Annotated in this window: 14 protein-coding genes, 1 tRNA gene and 1 pseudogene; 8 read left to right on the top strand and 8 right to left on the bottom strand. The window is 63.8% G+C overall.

What is annotated here, in order from left to right:
- Nucleotides 1-17: 17 nt before the first annotated feature.
- The 5 genes from B4400_RS07880 to B4400_RS25035 all read right to left on the bottom strand — a co-directional run bounded on the left by B4400_RS07880 (nucleotide 18) and on the right by B4400_RS25035 (nucleotide 1,839).
- Nucleotides 18-563: a hypothetical protein gene (locus tag B4400_RS07880; protein ID WP_078309195.1), complete on the bottom strand. Its 546-nt coding sequence runs from the start codon at nucleotides 561-563 to the stop codon at nucleotides 18-20.
- Nucleotides 560-736 carry a zinc finger domain-containing protein gene (locus B4400_RS25140; protein WP_139361307.1) on the bottom strand — a complete coding sequence of 59 codons (177 nt, stop codon included), beginning with the start codon at nucleotides 734-736 and terminating at the stop codon, nucleotides 560-562. The genes B4400_RS07880 and B4400_RS25140 overlap by 4 nt, the downstream gene beginning before the upstream one ends.
- Nucleotides 737-738: 2 nt before the next feature.
- Nucleotides 739-1,053, bottom strand: a complete 315-nt coding sequence (locus B4400_RS07875; RefSeq protein WP_078309194.1) for a hypothetical protein — start codon at nucleotides 1,051-1,053, stop codon at nucleotides 739-741.
- 62 nt (nucleotides 1,054-1,115) lie between these two features.
- On the bottom strand, nucleotides 1,116-1,460 hold the full coding sequence (locus B4400_RS24735; protein ID WP_078309193.1) for a hypothetical protein: 345 nt from the start codon (nucleotides 1,458-1,460) through the stop codon (nucleotides 1,116-1,118).
- A gap of 154 nt (nucleotides 1,461-1,614) precedes the next feature.
- Nucleotides 1,615-1,839, bottom strand: a complete 225-nt coding sequence (locus B4400_RS25035) for a helix-turn-helix transcriptional regulator (RefSeq protein WP_078309192.1) — start codon at nucleotides 1,837-1,839, stop codon at nucleotides 1,615-1,617.
- Between the two features lie 125 nt (nucleotides 1,840-1,964).
- Between B4400_RS25035 and B4400_RS07860 the strand changes: the two genes are divergently transcribed.
- On the top strand, nucleotides 1,965-2,579 hold the full coding sequence (locus tag B4400_RS07860) for a helix-turn-helix domain-containing protein (protein ID WP_078309191.1): 615 nt from the start codon (nucleotides 1,965-1,967) through the stop codon (nucleotides 2,577-2,579).
- 229 nt (nucleotides 2,580-2,808) lie between these two features.
- On the top strand, nucleotides 2,809-3,738 hold the full coding sequence (locus B4400_RS07855; protein ID WP_286151124.1) for a tyrosine-type recombinase/integrase: 930 nt from the start codon (nucleotides 2,809-2,811) through the stop codon (nucleotides 3,736-3,738).
- Nucleotides 3,739-3,785: 47 nt separating this feature from the next.
- Here the strand turns inward: B4400_RS07855 and B4400_RS07850 are convergent.
- A tRNA-Arg gene (locus tag B4400_RS07850) sits at nucleotides 3,786-3,859 on the bottom strand.
- Nucleotides 3,860-3,932: 73 nt separating this feature from the next.
- Here B4400_RS07850 and B4400_RS07845 point away from each other — a divergent pair.
- On the top strand, nucleotides 3,933-5,942 hold the full coding sequence (locus B4400_RS07845) for a bifunctional copper resistance protein CopD/cytochrome c oxidase assembly protein (RefSeq protein ID WP_078309189.1): 2,010 nt from the start codon (nucleotides 3,933-3,935) through the stop codon (nucleotides 5,940-5,942).
- On the opposite strand, the gene atzF is transcribed toward B4400_RS07845, so the two are convergent.
- Complete coding sequence (atzF, locus tag B4400_RS07840; protein WP_078309417.1) at nucleotides 5,939-7,549, bottom strand: allophanate hydrolase; 1,611 nt, start codon at nucleotides 7,547-7,549, stop codon at nucleotides 5,939-5,941. The two genes, B4400_RS07845 and atzF, sit on opposite strands and share 4 nt — an antisense overlap.
- A 186-nt stretch (nucleotides 7,550-7,735) precedes the next feature.
- Between atzF and B4400_RS07835 the strand changes: the two genes are divergently transcribed.
- The 5 genes and pseudogenes from B4400_RS07835 (at nucleotide 7,736) to B4400_RS07815 (ending at nucleotide 15,989) form a co-directional block, all read left to right on the top strand.
- Complete coding sequence (locus B4400_RS07835; RefSeq protein ID WP_078309188.1) at nucleotides 7,736-8,218, top strand: single-stranded DNA-binding protein; 483 nt, start codon at nucleotides 7,736-7,738, stop codon at nucleotides 8,216-8,218.
- Between the two features lie 117 nt (nucleotides 8,219-8,335).
- A complete protein-coding gene (gene ettA, locus B4400_RS07830; protein WP_078294218.1) occupies nucleotides 8,336-10,009 on the top strand; it encodes an energy-dependent translational throttle protein EttA in 1,674 nt (557 codons plus the stop codon).
- Between the two features lie 227 nt (nucleotides 10,010-10,236).
- Nucleotides 10,237-14,910 carry an NAD-glutamate dehydrogenase gene (locus tag B4400_RS07825; RefSeq protein WP_078309415.1) on the top strand — a complete coding sequence of 1,558 codons (4,674 nt, stop codon included), beginning with the start codon at nucleotides 10,237-10,239 and terminating at the stop codon, nucleotides 14,908-14,910.
- Nucleotides 14,911-14,917: 7 nt separating this feature from the next.
- The gene (locus B4400_RS07820) at nucleotides 14,918-15,346 is read left to right on the top strand and encodes an acyl-CoA thioesterase (RefSeq protein WP_078294221.1); all 429 of its coding nucleotides are present in this window, start codon (nucleotides 14,918-14,920) and stop codon (nucleotides 15,344-15,346) included.
- Nucleotides 15,343-15,989, top strand: a pseudogene (locus B4400_RS07815) (DUF8185 domain-containing protein). The gene B4400_RS07820 and the pseudogene B4400_RS07815 overlap by 4 nt, the downstream one beginning before the upstream one ends.
- Here B4400_RS07815 and B4400_RS07810 read toward each other — a convergent pair.
- Nucleotides 15,986-17,575: a glycoside hydrolase family 13 protein gene (locus tag B4400_RS07810; RefSeq protein ID WP_078309186.1), complete on the bottom strand. Its 1,590-nt coding sequence runs from the start codon at nucleotides 17,573-17,575 to the stop codon at nucleotides 15,986-15,988. The pseudogene B4400_RS07815 and the gene B4400_RS07810 sit on opposite strands and share 4 nt — an antisense overlap.
- Nucleotides 17,576-17,622: the final 47 nt, after the last annotated feature.

The raw sequence follows: 17,622 nt of genomic DNA, 5'->3' as shown, positions 1-17,622 counted from the left end.
TGAAAGTTGTTGGGGGACTACTTGTATTCGTCGTATGGGTTAGAGCCAGGACCGCGCCACTCATCACCGGCAGCGAGGGGCAAGACGTTCTGGTGGTCACCCTTGTCCTTGCCTCGCCTAGCCTGGCCTCGCCTAGCCTGTGTTTCCGGTCTGGATTCCGACTGGACTTCCACGTGGACATCCGAGCGGACATCCTGCGGACTGTCCGGTTGAGACTTGGCCTCGGCACGGGCCTTGGCCTTGCGTACTCGGTCCTTGGCCCGTGACTGGATGCGTGCCTGCTCTGCCGCCTCCAGTGATTCACGGGAGCTTTGGGTGGACTCGAAGTCGATGATCAGCCAGCCCTTTTCGCGTGGCTGCCAGAGTTCGTTATCCACGAATGCCTGGCAGGCATTGGCTGCGAACTTCGGAATGGTCGCCAGGTCTTCCGGTTCGACTATCCCGTCTGTGCGGTTGGACACCGCGTAGATAAGGGACAGCACATATGACCTGAAATGCCCATCAGACAACCGGTTCAGACGCCGGTCGTGCAGCCATCGGTCAGGCAGTCGCGCATCTGTCATCCAGCTCGCCTCCTCCACCGTGACCCGTGTGGCACCTTCTTCTTCACGCCATTGGAGAACCGGCACACCTCGCCCACGCCCGCACCGCATTCCGGGCACTCACCGTCAGCACCGAGAACGTCGTAGCCGGTGGGCCGGTCGTGTCGCCCGGTTTCTTCTTCGTGGTCTGCCATCGCTACCCGCCGGATCTCTGCAGGGAATCTGCTCGACGGCGCTCTATTGCACCGAGGTCCACGGCGACGCCAGCGGCAACAACCTGCGCTGCTGCGTTGATGTACTTGTCCAGCGCCATCCGTAGATAGACGGCCTCAGCGATGGTCAGATCCGCCTCGGCGTCGATGTTGGACCGACCACCGTTGATATGGACCATGATTCGTGGCTGGGCGTCTAGCCCTTCGTGGAAAGCAAGCCCCGCACCGACTGTCAACATCTTGACGTCATCGGATTGAGCCTCATTGCCGAGACCGGCTGTGGCCCCGCTGTAGTCCATCCCGTGGTGTTCATTGTCGCCAGGCTGTTGGTCGCACCAATCGAACCGGCATCCGCATCTATTCATCGCGCCGCACCCCCGGCCCATTGGACGGCCTGCGTTACGGCTTGAATGATGGCGTTGGCAGCTTGGTACGCACTTGCAATGTCGTAGATCTCGCCACCAATCCAAATCTCCGGGGCGTATTCACTACCATCTGGGGCTACAGTGCCGTCGCTGTATTGGCATACGACGCTACGAACTTCGAGGCGGTCTGGCCCGAACTGAGGTGACCAGACGAACCGGTACCGGCTCCCGTCTGGATTGACCTGCCAATCGTCCATCTCTCCGGGATCGGCGCCTTCGGGGAGTGGCACGTCGGTGAGATTGGAATCTTGCCGTTGACTAGTTGTGGTTGTACCGTTCATTAGAGAACTCCTTGATTCTGCAATCGGGATTCGGAACGGACCTCGCTCAGCGCGCGAACGCTGGGGACAACGGGGTCCGTTTTCAATAGGTCTTCGGTCCGGTCGTCGTCGACCAGGCCGATGTCGGGAAATGCCTCGTGCGGGTAGTCCCGCATTAGGCAGCGCTCCCGCCGGTCGCTTGCGCGTTTTCCCAAGCGATTACGTCGGACAGTCGGTAGCGGACGTGCCCGCCGAACTTGTAGAACTTTGGTCCGCGGCCTTGCGATGACCATTGCGCGAGCGTCTTGGGGCTGATTTTGTTCCTGACGCTCAACTCGGCTCGTGTGAGCCATGTGTCTTCGGGTGGTATTTCCACCACTGCCTTCTCTGCATCCGTCATCTGGAGGTCGACCTTCCCGAGTCGGTATTTGTGGGTTCATACGCAGTTCCCTCTAGTTCCGCGTATGTTCACTCACGCTACGCCAGTCGCGTACAGTCCCGCAATATCCCGGTACGCTGCGTGTCATGACGCAACCGAGTTGGGCGGAAGACCAGGCGGCACAGATCGCGGCCGAGGTTCGACGGCTCAGGGGAAAGAGGTCGGCGCAGTGGTTGTCCGACCGCACGGCAGAGCTTGGCCATACCGTCACCCGGTCTGTGATTACGGACTTGGAGAACGGTCGCCGGAAGTACGTGACGATCGCTGAGTTGATCGTCTTGGCTGCGGCACTGAACACCTATCCGATCGCCTTGTTGTATCCGCCCCCATACGGCGAACCGGTGCGGATACTGCCGAGTGTGCCGGCCGGGCGACCGGAACGGCTATCCGCCGGGTTGCCGAAACATGATGCTGTTGAATGGTTCTCGGGGAGCGAACCCACTGCGGAGGCAGTCCATCGGGTAGTCGTCGGCGGCGATAAGAATGAACTGAAAGAGAATGTTCAGGCATTTCGGGCGGCGGGCGAAATCCCCTCCCTTGAGAGGCAATTAGCGCAGTCGTCGGCTCACTACGCAGACAGGTTTACTCAATACGGAGCCGATGACCCGGTTGCGGGGGCACTGTTTGAGCAGATCGAATTCCTGCGGGGCCACTTAGACGATCTCCGAGAGACGGCTGGGATAGACAGCGATGGCGGGTAGGCCTCCGCTGCGGATTGGGCAGCACGGAAAGATCACGCGAACGGCATTGGGTGGGGGAGTGTGGTTGGCACGCTGCCGATTCCGGGACTCCGATGGGGTTACTAGAATTGTGGAGAGGCGCGGCCCTGAGGGCGATCAGCGTGGCAAGGGCGCTGAGGATGCACTCATTGAGGCTCTGGCCACGCGTAGGCCGCCGGGGTCCGCGGATGAGATCACACTCGATTCGAAGGTGATTGATCTTGTGAATGCTCATATTGATCGCCTCGAAGAAGACGGACGCGCATCGCGGACCGTCGACACGTATCGCTATGCATCATCCAAGTTGGCCAAGTTCCTGGGCGGTGTCCGGGTGGGGGAGGCCACGCCTGCTCGATGCGATGCAGCGATCAGGTCGATGAAGACAGCGCACGGCCCAACCATGGCTCGGCAGTCAAGGACGATCATGAAGGGCGGCCTGCAGCTTGCGGTGATGGCGACAGTGCTGGGTGCCAATCCGGTCCGCGATGTGTCACCGATCAGCGCGGGGGAATCGACCAAGGGGGCCACTGGGCTTACCCGTGAGCAACTGAAAGCACTGCTGTCTAGCATTCGTGAGTCTGAGTACTGCCGATCGCGAGACCTATCTGACCCCATCGCCGTCTTCATCGCCACGGGCCTGCGGCGGTCCGAGCTCTTGGGCCTGCGCTGGGCAGATTTCAATGAAAAGCAAAGAACCCTCACGGTCACTGGCAAGGTGGTGAGGGTTGCGGGCAAGGGGTTGGTTCGGTTCGACAGTGCGAAGACGAAGCTGAGCCGACGAACTGTGTCGTTGCCTAAATTCGCTGTTGAGGCCCTATCCCGGCGCCGACAGGTTCCGTTCCTGGGGGAGCAGGACGTGATCTTCGCGTCGTCGACGGGAACGCTTCGAGACCCGGATAACTTCGGTGCACAGTGGCGCAAGGTGCGTGGTGACCTCGGCGTAGCTGACGTCACCAGCCACTCATTCCGAAAGTCCATCGGTACGTTGATCGATGAAGACGGGATGTCGGCCCGCGTGGGGGCTGACCAGTTAGGACACTCTAAGGTGTCGATGACGCAAGACCGCTACATGGTTCGTGGGCGTGTGCACAAAGAGGTTGCTGAAATGCTAGATCGAGAGCTTGGCATAAGCGATGAATAACCGATGGATCGCATCCGTCGGATGGGGCCAAAATATCCTCTGAGCTGCGCCCCCGGCAGGAATCGAACCTGCGACCTAGGGATTAGAAGGCCCTTGCTCTATCCGACTGAGCTACGGAGGCATGTGGCGCTAGCCGGATGGGAGTCTATCGAACCGGTGGCGGTGCGGATCGCATCTCGCCATACCCTTGACTGGTGACGACGATCCCCAACGCCAGGAAGACCGACTCGCCGATCTGGACGATCGTCGTCGGTCTTGCGGTACTGGCGGGCCTGGTCGCGGCCACCATCGGCGCACTGTCACTGGCGGAGGCCCTGATCGCGACGGGTCTGCCCAATCCCGGCCCCGTCACCTCATATGGTCTGCCGTTCGTGCGTGCCGCCGCCGAAATCGTCGCCGTCGTCGCCGTCGGCGCCTTCCTGCTCACGGCCTTCTTCGTCCCACCGCAGTCCAGCGGAGTGCTCGACGTGGATGGTTACCGCTCACTGCGTGTCGGCACCGCGGCATCGACCGCGCTCGCGGTGCTCTCGGCGGCCATGGTGCCGTTGTCGATCTCCGATGTGGCCGGTCAGCCGATCGGTGATTTCGGGCCAGGGGAGCTGTGGACGCTCGCCGGCGACATTGAGACCGTGAACGCATGGCGCTGGATGGCCTTCATCGCCGCCGGCGTCGCGATCGCCAGCCGGGTGGTGCTGCGCTGGTCGTGGACACCGCTGCTGGTGCTCGGATCCATCGCAACACTGATGCCGCTGGCCCTGGTCGGGCATTCGGCCACCGGCGGCGCACATGACCTGGGCACCAACAGCCTCATCATCCATCTGGTGTCCGCGGCGCTGTGGGCAGGTGGGCTGGTCGCGCTGTTGATCCACGCGCTGCGCGGCGGCGGCTATCTCGATGTGGCCGCACGCCGATTCTCCATGCTGGCGCTGTGGTGCTACGTCGCGATCGGGCTCAGCGGCATCATCAACGCGCTTATCCGGGTGCAGCTTTCGGACCTGTTTACCACCCGATACGGCTGGCTGCTGGTGGGCAAGGCCACTGCGCTGCTGATCCTCGGCGTACTGGGATATCTGCAGCGGCGTTCGGCCATAACCGCATTGGACGAAGAACCTCAGAACCTTCGACCACTGATTCGACTGGCAGGCGTTGAAGCCGTCATATTCGCGGTCACCTTCGGCATCGCCGTCGGGTTGGGTCGCACCCCGCCACCGCCGCCGGTCAACCTCAACCCCTCACCGGTCGAGGTCGCCATCGGCTACACGTTGGACGGTCCGCCCACCCCGCAGCGACTGCTGTTCGATTGGCGCTTCGATCTCATCTTCGGAACGGCCGCCATCGTTTTCGCGGTCGCTTACCTGGTCGGTGTGCGTCGGCTGAAGAAGCGCGGCGACGAATGGCCGGTGGGGCGCACCATCGCCTGGCTGGCCGGCTGTGCCTTCCTGCTCATCGCGACATCGTCCGGTGTCGGCAGGTATATGCCCGCGATGTTCAGCATGCACATGGCCGCGCACATGATGCTCTCGATGCTGATACCGGTGCTGTTGGTCCTCGGTGGCCCCATCACACTGTTGCTGCGGGTGCTGCCTGCCGCGGGCAAGGGCGATCCGCCGGGGCTGCGTGAATGGGTGCAGATCGCGTTGCACAGCAAGTTCTCTCGCTTCCTGACGCATCCGTTGGTGGCGACCTCGTTGTTCATCGGCGGGTTCTACGGCCTGTATCTCAGTGGGCTCTACGACGCCGCCGTTGACGTGCACGCCGCGCACCTGGCGATGAATGTGCACTTCCTGCTCAGCGGATACCTGTTCTATTGGGTGGTCATCGGCATTGACCCGTCGCCGCGGCGGCTGCCTCCGGTGGCCAAGCTGGGCATCGTGCTGGTCTCGCTGCCCCTGCACGCCTTCTTCGGTGTCATCTTGATGGGCACGAAATCGGTTCTCGGCGAGAAGTTTTACAGCAACCTGGCGCTACCGTGGCGGATTGATCTGGCCGCTGATCAACACATGGGCGGCGCGATCACCTGGGCGACCGGAGAGCTGCCGCTGCTGGTGGTGATGATCGCGCTGGTTATCCAGTGGTCACGTTCGGACGAGCGGCTGGCCCGCCGCCAGGACCGCGCCGCCGACCGTGACGATGACGCCGACCTGGCCGCCTACAACGCCATGCTCGCCAAAATGGCCCAGCACGACGAGAAGACGCGCAGCTAGAAGGCGCCAGCGGCGATGGCCGCCGGCCAGCTGCCGTGCTCGCTGATATCGATACCGGCCTGCGCGGCGGCGCCGTCACAGCCAAACCCGGTGCGCCACACACCGTCATCGCATTCGACCTTGCCCAGCAGCATCGGCTCGGGCAGCTGCGCGAGGAAGGTACCCAGTGCGGCGGGGGACAGGCGCCAGATTTCGCCGCCGATGCTCACCCCATCCTTTTCCGAACGAGTGAGCCCGGGTTTGGGAGGTGTGGTGCGCAGCGCCGCCATCCGATACTTCGGCGCGGTGCGCACCGGGCCGACCCAGCGCGCGCCCAGATCGGTGAGCTGAAACTCCAGCGGGCCGCCCTTGAGATGCGCGCCGAACACCGCGAGCTCATGAGACAAGGTGATCGCTGCCGGCCAAACATCTTGTTCGACAGCATCTCCGGTGACCAGTGCGGCGATGTCGAAGGCCACCGCGTCATCGAAGGCGCGCGCCAGCACGGTCACTCCGAACTGGGCCTCACCGGCGGTTCCCGCGGGTACCGCCACCGCGCACAGATCGAACAGGTTGCAGAAGTTGGTGTAGGTCCCCATCGTCGCGTTGACGCCAATCGGGTCGGCCTGCACCTGTTCAATCGTTGGGTGCAACGGCGCGGTGGGCACTAACAGTGCGTCCGCACCCGCGAGGGCAGCCATGGCCTCCTCGCGCAGACGCTGCACCTCGGCGCGGTCGCGCACCAGGCGATGCGCCGGGATATCGCGTGCACCCGAAACGATCTGCGCGACAGTGGGATCAAGCGTTGCTTCGGGGTTGGCGTCGATGAACTCGCCGACGGCGGCATAGCGTTCACTGACCAACGCGCCCTCGTACAGCAGTTTCGCGGCGGCCAGGAACGGCGCCAGATCGATCTCGACGATCGTCACTCCCGTTGCGCGAAGATGCTCTATGGCCGCGTGAAATGCGTTGCGCCACACATCGTCCAGAGCTGGCAGTTCACGCGGTACGGCGACAGTGGGCTGTGGGGGAGCGGCCAATCGGGTATTAGCCGGCCAGAGCCGCGGCCCGGTGGCTGAGCCCATGGCGGACATCGCCGCATTCGCGGTAGCCAGGCTCGGCGCGAAAATGGTTACACAATCATAGGATTCGCAGGCGGGGACCACGCCCTCGGTGGAAATAACGCCGACGGTCGGCTTGATGCCCACGATGCCCTGCAGCCCCGCGGGCACCCGTCCGGATCCGGCGGTGTCGGTGCCGATCGCGATCTCGACCTCGCCGGTGGCGACGGCCACCGCGGATCCCGAACTGGAGCCGCCACTGATGTATTCGGGACGCCGCGAGTCCGGCACCGCGCCGTACGGGGAGCGCGTGCCCACCAGCCCGGTCGCGAATTGGTCGAGGTTCGTCTTGCCGACCACCACGGCACCCGCGGCACGCAAGGCCGCGACCACCGGTGCGTCGCGCTCGGGAACGTATGCGTACTCCGGGCAGGCGGCGGTGGTGGGCACGCCACCGACATCCACGTTGTCCTTGACCGCGAGCCGAACACCGGCCAACGGCCCTGATGAGGCCTCCAATTCGGCAGCGATGTCGTTCTCGGGGCGGCGCATGATCCAAACCGTCATGTCAAGCAAGGTACGGGTGGCCGGACGCATCGGCCAGTTGTCCCCAATCCGGAACTCATCCACAGCGACCGCCCGAACGCGCCCGCATGTCGTCGCGGTGTCGGTGCGTGCCGGGTTACTGGAGCTGCCAAGGGCACCGGATTGGCGGTGCTGAGAACAGATATAGCGATAGGAAAGGCACGAACCATGTTTGAAACGCCAGTGACTGTGATCGGCTCCATCGTCGGAGACCTCAAGCGGCGCCAGGTCGGCTCCGACGAAATGATCAAGTTTCGCGTCGCCAGTAATGCGCGCCGGCGGCGTGAGGACGGCAGTTGGGTGAATTCGAACTCCCTCTTCATCAATGTCACCTGCTGGGGACGTCTAGTCACCGGGGTGGGTGCTGCGCTGGGGAAGGGAGCGCCGGTGATCGTGCACGGTCATCTGCATACCAGCGAGTTCGAGGACAAGGACGGCAACCGCCGTCAGGTCACGGAGATGAAGGCGATCGCCGTTGGGCCAGATCTGTCGCGGACCATCGCCCGGATAGAGAAGGCCGGGTACACCGGCAAGCAGGAGGATGCCGAAGCAGCGGAGCAACCCGATCCGGGGCCCGAACAGTCCACGACGGACCTGCCGGAAACGGACGAGAGCAGCGAGGAGTCGGGAAACCTGCGCTTGAGTGCGTGATCCCGAGCTGACACCGGCGACCGCGCGGTCGCCTCTCACCTAGGATGGTTCGGGCGGCTCACAAGAATGGTCGTGAGCTGCGGCTAAAGAACTTAGAGGAGAGGCGACAGCGCGGCAATGGCTGAGTACATCTACACGATGATGAAAGTCCGCAAGGCGCATGGCGACAAGGTCATCCTCGACGATGTCACCCTGAACTTCCTGCCCGGCGCCAAGATTGGTGTGGTCGGTCCGAACGGTGCCGGTAAATCCAGCGTCCTGAAGATCATGGCCGGGCTCGACAAGCCGAACAACGGCGAGGCCTTCCTGGCCAATGGGGCCAGCGTCGGCATCCTGATGCAGGAGCCGCAGCTAGACGAGACCAAGACGGTGCGCGAGAACGTCGAGGCCGGCGTGGCGCTCAAGGGCAAGCTCAATCGGTACAACGAGGTCGCCGAGTTGATGGCCACCGACTACTCCGACGAGCTCATGGAAGAGATGGGCAAGCTCCAGGAAGAGCTGGACGCCGCCGATGCCTGGGATATCGACTCGCAGCTTGAGCAGGCCATGGACGCGCTGCGTTGTCCGCCCCCGGACGAGCCGGTGACGCATCTGTCCGGTGGTGAGCGTCGACGCGTCGCCTTGTGCAAGCTGCTGCTGTCCAAGCCGGACCTGCTGCTCCTCGACGAGCCCACCAACCACTTGGACGCCGAGAGCGTGCTGTGGCTGGAGCAGCACTTGGCCAACTACCCGGGCGCCATCCTGGCCGTGACCCACGACCGGTACTTCCTGGACAATGTTGCCGAGTGGATCCTCGAACTGGACCGCGGCCGCGCGTACCCCTACGAGGGCAACTACTCCACGTACCTGGAGAAGAAGGCCGATCGCATCGCCGTGCAGGGGCGAAAGGATGCCAAGCTGCACAAGCGCTTGCAGGAAGAGCTCGCGTGGGTGCGTTCGGGAGCCAAGGCCCGGCAGGCCAAGAACAAGGCACGGCTCGGGCGGTACGAGGAGATGGCTGCCGAGGCGGAGAAGACGCGGAAGCTGGACTTCGAGGAGATCCAGATCCCCACGGGCCCGCGGTTGGGCAATGTGGTGGTCGAGGTCAGCCATCTCGACAAGGGCTTCGAGGAACGCGCCCTCATCAAGGATCTGTCGTTCACGCTGCCCCGTAACGGCATCGTCGGCGTCATCGGCCCCAACGGCGTCGGTAAGACCACCCTGTTCAAGACCATCGTCGGGTTGGAAAACCCCGATGGTGGCGAGGTCAAGGTGGGCGAGACCGTCAAACTGAGCTACGTCGACCAAAGCCGCGCCGGCATCGACCCCAAGAAGAACGTCTGGGAGGTCGTTTCCGACGGGCTCGACCACATTGTGGTCGGTCAGAATGAAATGCCTTCGCGGGCTTATGTTTCTGCGTTCGGATTCAAGGGGCCGGATCAGCAGAAGCCAGCGGGCGTCCTGTCCGGTGGTGAGCGCAACCGTCTCAACCTGGCGCTTACCCTCAAACAGGGCGGCAACCTGATCCTGCTCGACGAGCCCACCAACGACCTCGATGTCGAAACCCTGAGTTCACTGGAGAACGCGCTCGAGCAGTTCCCCGGCTGCGCGGTGGTCATCTCGCACGACCGCTGGTTCCTGGACCGCACCTGCACGCACATCCTGGCGTGGGAGGGATCCGACGATAACCCCGCCGCATGGTTCTGGTTTGAAGGCAACTTCCAGGCGTACGAAGACAACAAAGTTGAACGTTTGGGTATCGATGCAGCCAGACCTCACAGAGTTACCCACCGCCGCCTGACTCGCGACTAGGGTGAGATTGCGTGCCGAAACCCGGCATGCAAACTCGGCCAGGAGCGTTCTGCGTGACTGTTAAGACAGGGACCACAACTCCCGAAAACACGCCATCTACCAATGGATCTGGCGTGCCGACCATTGAGGCGCTGGAGGCTGCATTCAGTCACTCCCGATTCCTGGGCGACCAGGAATGGGACGAAGCGCTCGATGCTGACGGCCACGCGACACCGCCGGCGCCGCCCGTGCGTGAGGCACTCATGCGGTCGCTGCTGCGGCTGGCAGCGCAACGCCCGCCGCACGCGATTTCGATGGCCGTTTATCGCAACGGAGACGATGCGGGGCTCGGAACCGCCTTGCAGTTGGTCACCGACTACACGCCGTTGCTTACCGACTCCGTCACCGTGCTGCTGCGCCGTTTGGGCGTCGCGATAGTGGACCTGATGGACCCGGTCTTTACGGTCGAACGTTCCGCCGACGGCACCCTGCTCTCCGCGGTACCGGTCGACAACCCGCACAGCGATACCGCCATCGGTGCCGAGTGCTGGATCCATCTGCAGCTGCCGCCCTCCATCGACGCCGAGCGGCTGGCCTTCATCGAGACGCAGCTGCCGCACACCCTCGAAGACGGCAGCCATGTCGCTGCGGACACCGATGCCATGCGTGACGCGGTCATCGAGCTGGCTGCCGACCTAGACGCCTCGGCGGGCACGGCACGGTTCTCGTCCGCCGAACTCACCGAGGTGGCGAACCTGCTGCGCTGGCTCGTCGAAGGCAACTTCACGGTGCTCGGATATCAGAGGTGCACCGTCGCGGACGGGCGGGCCACCGTCGACGAATCGAGTCGGCTCGGCCTGCTCAAGCGGCGCGAAGAGGTGCTTCCGCAGCTCACCCATAACGACGAGCTGCTGGTCCTGGCTCAGGCCACCGTGCCGACCTATCTGCGTTACGCGATTTATCCGAATATCGTGGTGATCCGGCAGGACGACGGCAGCGGTCCCGCCATCGAGCACCGCCTCGTGGGCGTGTTCACCGTGGCCGCCATGAATGCCGACGTACTGGACATCCCGGTGATCTCCGATCGGGTACACCAGGTTCTGGCGCGCTCGGACGCCAACCAGGACACGCTGGCCGGGCACATGCTCATCGACATCATGCAGAACCTGCCCCGCGCGGAGCTGTTCGCGGTGGGCGTGGACCAGCTGCAGAACATCGTCACCGCCGTGAGGAACATTGGTGCGCACCCGGGTTCGCTGCTGTTTCTGAGATCCGACGAGCTCGGCAACTTCGTGACCGCCCTGGTGTACCTGCCCCGCGACCGGTACACCACGACCGTTCGACTGGCCATGCAGGACACCCTGGTGCGTGAGCTCGGCGGCACGGGTATCGATTACACCGCGCGTGTCAGCGAATCACCCTGGGCATTGGTCCATTTCACGATTCGTATGCCCGAGGACAACCTGTCCACAAGTGTCGATACCTCCGAGGCGAACCGGATTCGTTTGCAGGGACTGCTCACTCAGACCAGCCGCACCTGGAGTGACCGTCTGGTGAGCGCGGTGCGGCCGGACTCGCCGATCGATCGCGCCTGCGCCGAGCGCTACTCGGTCATCCTTCCCGAGGTCTTCAAGACAAACGTCACACCTGTGGATGCCATTGATGACATCGCGAGGATCGAAGGGCTCCAGGATAATTCGCTGGATCTTGCCTACGATGCGGCCGAAGAGCCGGCCACCGGTGTGCTCAGCATGTACCTGGGCGGACGCTCGGCGTCGCTGAGTCAGGTGCTGCCGGTTCTGCACAGCATGGGCGTGGATGTGATGGAGGAACGCCCCTATCACTTCACCCGCCCCGATGGGCTTGCCGTATCGCTGTACGCATTCCGCATCGTGGTGCACCCGGCGATCGCACGCACCTTTGATGCCGAGGGTGTGCAGCACCGCGCGCAGCTCTTCACCGACGCGATCGACGATGTGTGGAATGGCCGCGTCGAGACGGACCGATTCAACGAACTGGTGCTGCGGGCCGGGCTCACCGCCGGTCAGATCACCATTTTGCGCGGATATGCCAAATACCTGCGGCAGGCCGGCTTCCCCTACAGCCAGGCACACATCGAGACCGTGCTCGCCGACAATTCCGCCACCGCGCGCGACTTCGTGGAACTCTTCGAGGCGCGTTTCGATCCGGCCATTACCGACAACACGCTGGCCGACACCAAGGCGGAGCGGGTTCTGGCCGAGATCGACAAGGTCGTCAGCCTCGATACCGACCGAGTGCTGCGCGCCTTCTTCGCGCTGATCCAGGCCACCCTGCGCACCAACTACTTTGTGACGGAAGAGAACTCGGCCCGGGCCAAGGGGGTGCTCGCCTTCAAGCTCAATCCCCGTGAGATCGAGGAGCTGCCCGAGCCCAGGCCGCGGTTCGAGATCTTCGTGTACTCGCCACGCGTTGAGGGTGTGCACCTGCGCTTCGGCCCCGTCGCCCGCGGCGGGCTGCGCTGGTCGGATCGCCGCGAGGACTTCCGGACCGAGATCCTGGGGTTGGTCAAGGCGCAGGCCGTGAAGAACGCCGTCATCGTCCCCGTCGGGGCCAAGGGCGGATTCGTCGTCAAGCAGCCGCCGGCCACCACCGGCGATGCCGCCGTCGACCGGGATGCGTTCCGCGCCGAGGGCGTCGAATGCTACCGGCGATTCATCGGTGGCCTGCTTGACCTCACCGACAACTTGGACAGCGCCACCAACGCCGTCATCCCGCCGCAGGGGGTGCGCCGCCGCGACGGCGATGACACCTATCTGGTGGTAGCGGCGGACAAGGGCACCGCGACGTTCTCCGATATCGCCAACGATGTCGCCAAGTCGTACGGATTCTGGCTGGGTGACGCGTTCGCCTCCGGCGGGTCCGTCGGGTACGACCACAAGGCCATGGGAATCACCGCCCGCGGTGCCTGGGAGAGCGTCAAGCGTCACTTCCTGGAAATGGGGATCGACACCCAGACAGAAGATTTCACGGTCGCCGGGGTTGGCGATATGAGCGGCGACGTGTTCGGCAACGGCATGCTGCTCTCGCAGCACATCAAGCTGGTGGCCGCCTTCGACCACCGGGACATCTTCCTGGACCCCAACCCCGACCCGGCGTCGTCGTGGGCAGAACGCAAGCGGATGTTCGCGTTGGAGCGCTCCAGCTGGGCCGACTACAACCCGGCGCTCATCAGCGCCGGGGGCGGCGTGTACAGCAAGGAACAGAAGTCGGTGCCGATCAGCCCGGAGGTGCGTGAGGCCCTCGGCATCGACGGCGATGTCACCGAGATGACACCGCCGCAGCTCATCCGGGCCATCTTGCTCGCCCCCGTCGACCTGTTCTTCAACGGCGGTATCGGCACCTACGTCAAAGCCGAGAGCGAATCGCACGCCGAAGTGGGGGACAAGGCCAACGACCCGGTCCGTGTCAACGGAAACCAGATGCGCGCCAAGGTGATCGGCGAGGGCGGCAACCTGGGTCTGACCTCGCGCGGCCGCATCGAGTACGAGCTCAACGGTGGTCGGGTCAACACCGACGCACTGGACAACTCCGCCGGGGTGGACTGCTCCGACCACGAGGTCAACATCAAGATTCTGGTCGACTCGCTGGTCAGCGCCGGCAAGGTCGAGGCTTCCGAGCGCACCGCGCTCCTGGAGTCCATGACCGACGACGTCGCAGCACTTGTATTGGCCGACAACGAGTCCCAGAACAACCTCATGGGTACGAGCCGGGCCAACGCGGCCTCGCTGCTGAGCGTTCACGCGCGACAGATCGCCCATCTGGTGGCCGATCGCGGTCTGGATCGTGCGCTGGAGGCATTGCCCTCCGAGAAGGAGATCGAGCGTCGCGCCGCACTCGGGATCGGTTTGACGTCCCCGGAGTTGTCGACACTGATGGCGCACGTGAAGCTGGCGCTCAAGGCGGACCTGCTGGCCAGTGACGCCCCCGAGCAAGAGGTCACGCAGCGGCGGATGGTGCATTACTTCCCGGACGAGCTGCGTGAGCGCTTCGATGCGGAGATCCGCAAGCATCCGCTACGTAAAGAGATCTACGCGACCATGCTGGTGAACGCGGTGGTCGACTGCGGCGGAATCACGTATGTGTACCGGCTTTTCGAAGACGCCGGGACGGGTTCAGTCGACGGACTCAAGACCTATGTGGCCGTGGAGGCCATCTTCGGGCTGCGCTCACTGTGGGACCGAATCCGGCATGCCGATGTACCGGTGTCGGTTTCGGATCGGCTGACCCTGGACATGCGCCGCCTGCTGGACCGCGCATCACGGTGGCTGATCAGCTACCGGCCGCAGCCTCTGGCGGTCGGTGCCGAGATCAACCGCTTCGCAGAAGGAATCGCCGAGCTGACCCCGAAGCTCACCACTTGGCTGCGCGGTCACGACCTGGAGATCGTCACCAAGCAGACCGAAGACTTGGTGGCGCTGGGCGTTCCGGCCGATCTCGCCGGCGATGTTGCCGGCTGCTTGTACGGATTCAGTCTGTTGGACGTCATCGACATCGCCGATATCGCCGACCGCGATGGCGCGGAGGTCGCGGATCTGTACTTCACCCTGATGGACGACCTGAGGGTGGACGATCTACTGACCGCCGTCTCCCAGCTGGAACGCAATGACCGCTGGCATTCCCTGGCTCGGCTGGCGATCCGCGATGACATCTACTCCTCGCTGCGAGCGCTCACCATGGATGTGCTTTCGGTGGGCGAACCCGATGAGACGGGCGAGCAGAAGATCGCCGAGTGGGAGTTCACCAATGCCTCGCGTCTGGAGCGCGCGCGCAGCACACTCGCGGAGATCTTTGCCTCGGGTGAACCGGACCTGGCGACGTTGTCGGTGGCAGCGCGCCAGATCAGAGGGATGATCAGGAGCAGCATCAGCGGTCCTGCATGATGGTGCGATGAGCGTTAGCGAGAAGCCCGGCTATGTCGCGGCGGTTCCGGTCCGTTGGTCCGATATCGACATGTACCAGCATGTGAACCACGCGACGATGGTGACAATCCTGGAAGAGGCGCGAGTGCCCTTCCTGCGCGATGTTTTTGGCGCAGAGATCACCACCACGGGCCTGCTCATCGCCGATGTCCACGTGAAGTACAAGGGGCAGGTGCGGCTCGCGGACTCACCGCTGCAGGTGACCATGTGGGTGTCGAAGATCCGGGCGGTGGACTTCACGATCAACTATGAGGTGCGCTCGGTGGACGCGGCTCCGGACTCCAAACCCGCCGTGATCGCGGACACCCAATTGGTGACGTTCCACCTGGACAGCCAAACCCTGCTGCGTCTCACCGACACCCACCGCGAGTACTTGCAGCGGTGGTCGCGACAGTGAGCGAAGCCGCTCTACGGGTGCCCGACGCCTCCGACCGCAAAGACCTGGCGACCTTTCTCACCCGTGTTTCCCGTATGGACGACACGGCGGTGGTGCGGTTGCGCGCTCGAGAAGATGGTCGGGTAGTTGTCTGGACCGCAACACAATTCGATGTGCTGGCCTGTCGTGCGGTGCGCGGTGAGCTGAGGACGCCCGATATCTCCGCCACCGTCGATGAAGTGCTGCGTGGCCTGCAGGCCCCGGATGCGAACGGCTACGTGCACACGGGGTTCCCCATGGACTCGGCGTGCGGGGCGCGCTGCCCGCCGATAGCGGCTTCGAGTATCTCGACGACATCCCGGCGCGGACGGTGCTCGAGCTGGCACAGCGCGGGGGAGAGCTGGCTCGCGAACACGGCAGCGCCCACGGTCCGCCCGTGTCACTGCTGGATCAGTCCGTCGTCACCGTCGACGGAACCGACGGTAGGCCGGTTGACGTGCCGATGCGATGCGTATTCGCCTTGGCTGCAATGGGATTTGTTCCCACGAGCCCGCCCGAGGGCGAACCGGTGCGAGTGCGTGCCGTGCCGGCGTGGTTGCGGCTGGATGCCCGATTCGGATCGGTGTATCGCCGCCGGACCGATCTGTCGCTACGGGTCCGTTAGACGATCCAGGCCGCGGTATTGCGCGGCAGTTTGCCATTGACGAGGGGCCCGCTGGCCAGGATGACTTCGCCCGCAGGCAAATCCACCAGATCACTGCTGACGTTCAAAGCGCAGGTCAGGCCGCCGCCCTTGACGCGGAAGGCCAGCGCACCCGGCGGGCTGCCGTACCACTCCAGGCTGGTGCCGTTGAATTCCCCTCGGTTCTTGCGTAATTCAATGGCACGCCGATACAGAGACAGCGTGGAATCGGTGCGCTCCAACTGACGTTCGACCGTGAAATCGGCCCAGCCGTGCGGCATCGGCAGCCAGGTCTGATCGTTGGTTGAGAAGCCATAGGGCGGATCGGTGCCCTCCCAGGGGATGGGCACGCGGCAGCCGTCGCGACCCCGCTCGGTGTGGCCGGAGCGCTCCCACACCGGATCCTGCAGAGCCTCGTCGGGCAATTGCACGTTGGGCAACCCCAGTTCGGAGCCGTTGTAGATGAACACAGTTCCCGGCAGTGCGAGCATCACCAGGGCCATGGCACGGGCTCGCCACTGGCCAATCGGGCCATCGCCGTAGCGCGTCACCTCACGCTCCACGTCGTGATTGGACAATGTCCAGGTAGGCATCGCTCCTACGGAATTCACTGCGGTGAGCGAGTTTTCGATGGCGGTGCGGATCTTGTCCGCGTCGAAGTCGGCCTCTACCAGTTTGAAGTTGAATCCGAGATGCAACTCGTCGGGCCTGACGTATTCGGCGAAGCGGGTGTTGTCGTTCACCCAGATCTCGCCGACGGCAACCACATCGCGGTACTGGTCGAGCACCTTGCGGATCTTGCGGTGGTACTCGTGTACGCCCTCGTTGTTGAAGCGCGGGTCCTCGTCGTCGATATGCAGCATCGAGGTGTCGGTGTCCTCGAGATCGGGGAGGCCTGGGCGCTTGGCCATGCCATGGGCCACGTCGAGGCGGAACCCGTCGATGCCCCGGTCGAGCCAAAAGCGCAGGGTCTCTGCGAAGTCGTCGAACACTTCCGGGTTGTCCCAGTTGACATCGGGCTGCTCGGGGGCGAACAAATGCAGGTACCACTGGCCGGGGGTGCCATCGGGTTCGGTCACCCGCGTCCAGGCCGGGCCGCCGAACACCGAGGGCCAATTGTTGGGTGGCAGTTCGCCATTGGCGCCCTTGCCGTCGCGGAAGATATAGCGCGAGCGGGCGTCGCTGCCCGGCGTCGCGGCCAGCGCCTCGATGAACCAGGGATGCTCGGAGCTGGTGTGGTTGGGGACCAGGTCCATGATGACCTTGATGTCGTGCCGGTGCGCAGAGGCGATGAGCCTGTGCATCGCGGTCAGCCCGCCGAACAACGGATCGATGTCCCGCGGGTTCGACACGTCATAACCGTGGTCGGCCATCGGAGATCTGGTAACAGGATTTAGCCAGATTCCCTGGATGCCAAGGAGGTCAAGGTAGCCAAGTTTTGCTGAAATACCGTCGAGATCGCCGACGCCATCGCCGTCGCTGTCGCCGAACGACCGCGGGTAGATCTGATAGAAGACGGCCTGCGACCACCAAGGGTCGTCATGTTGGCCCAAGTCGGCGGCGGTCACGGTTGATCATTCTGCACCACGACGGCCCTGGCCCCGAATCGCGATCG

It is taken from the genome of Mycobacterium sp. D16Q13, assembly GCF_002013375.1.
GTDB lineage: Bacteria > Actinomycetota > Actinomycetes > Mycobacteriales > Mycobacteriaceae > Mycobacterium.
This window is presented reverse-complemented; position numbering and strand designations above follow the sequence as displayed.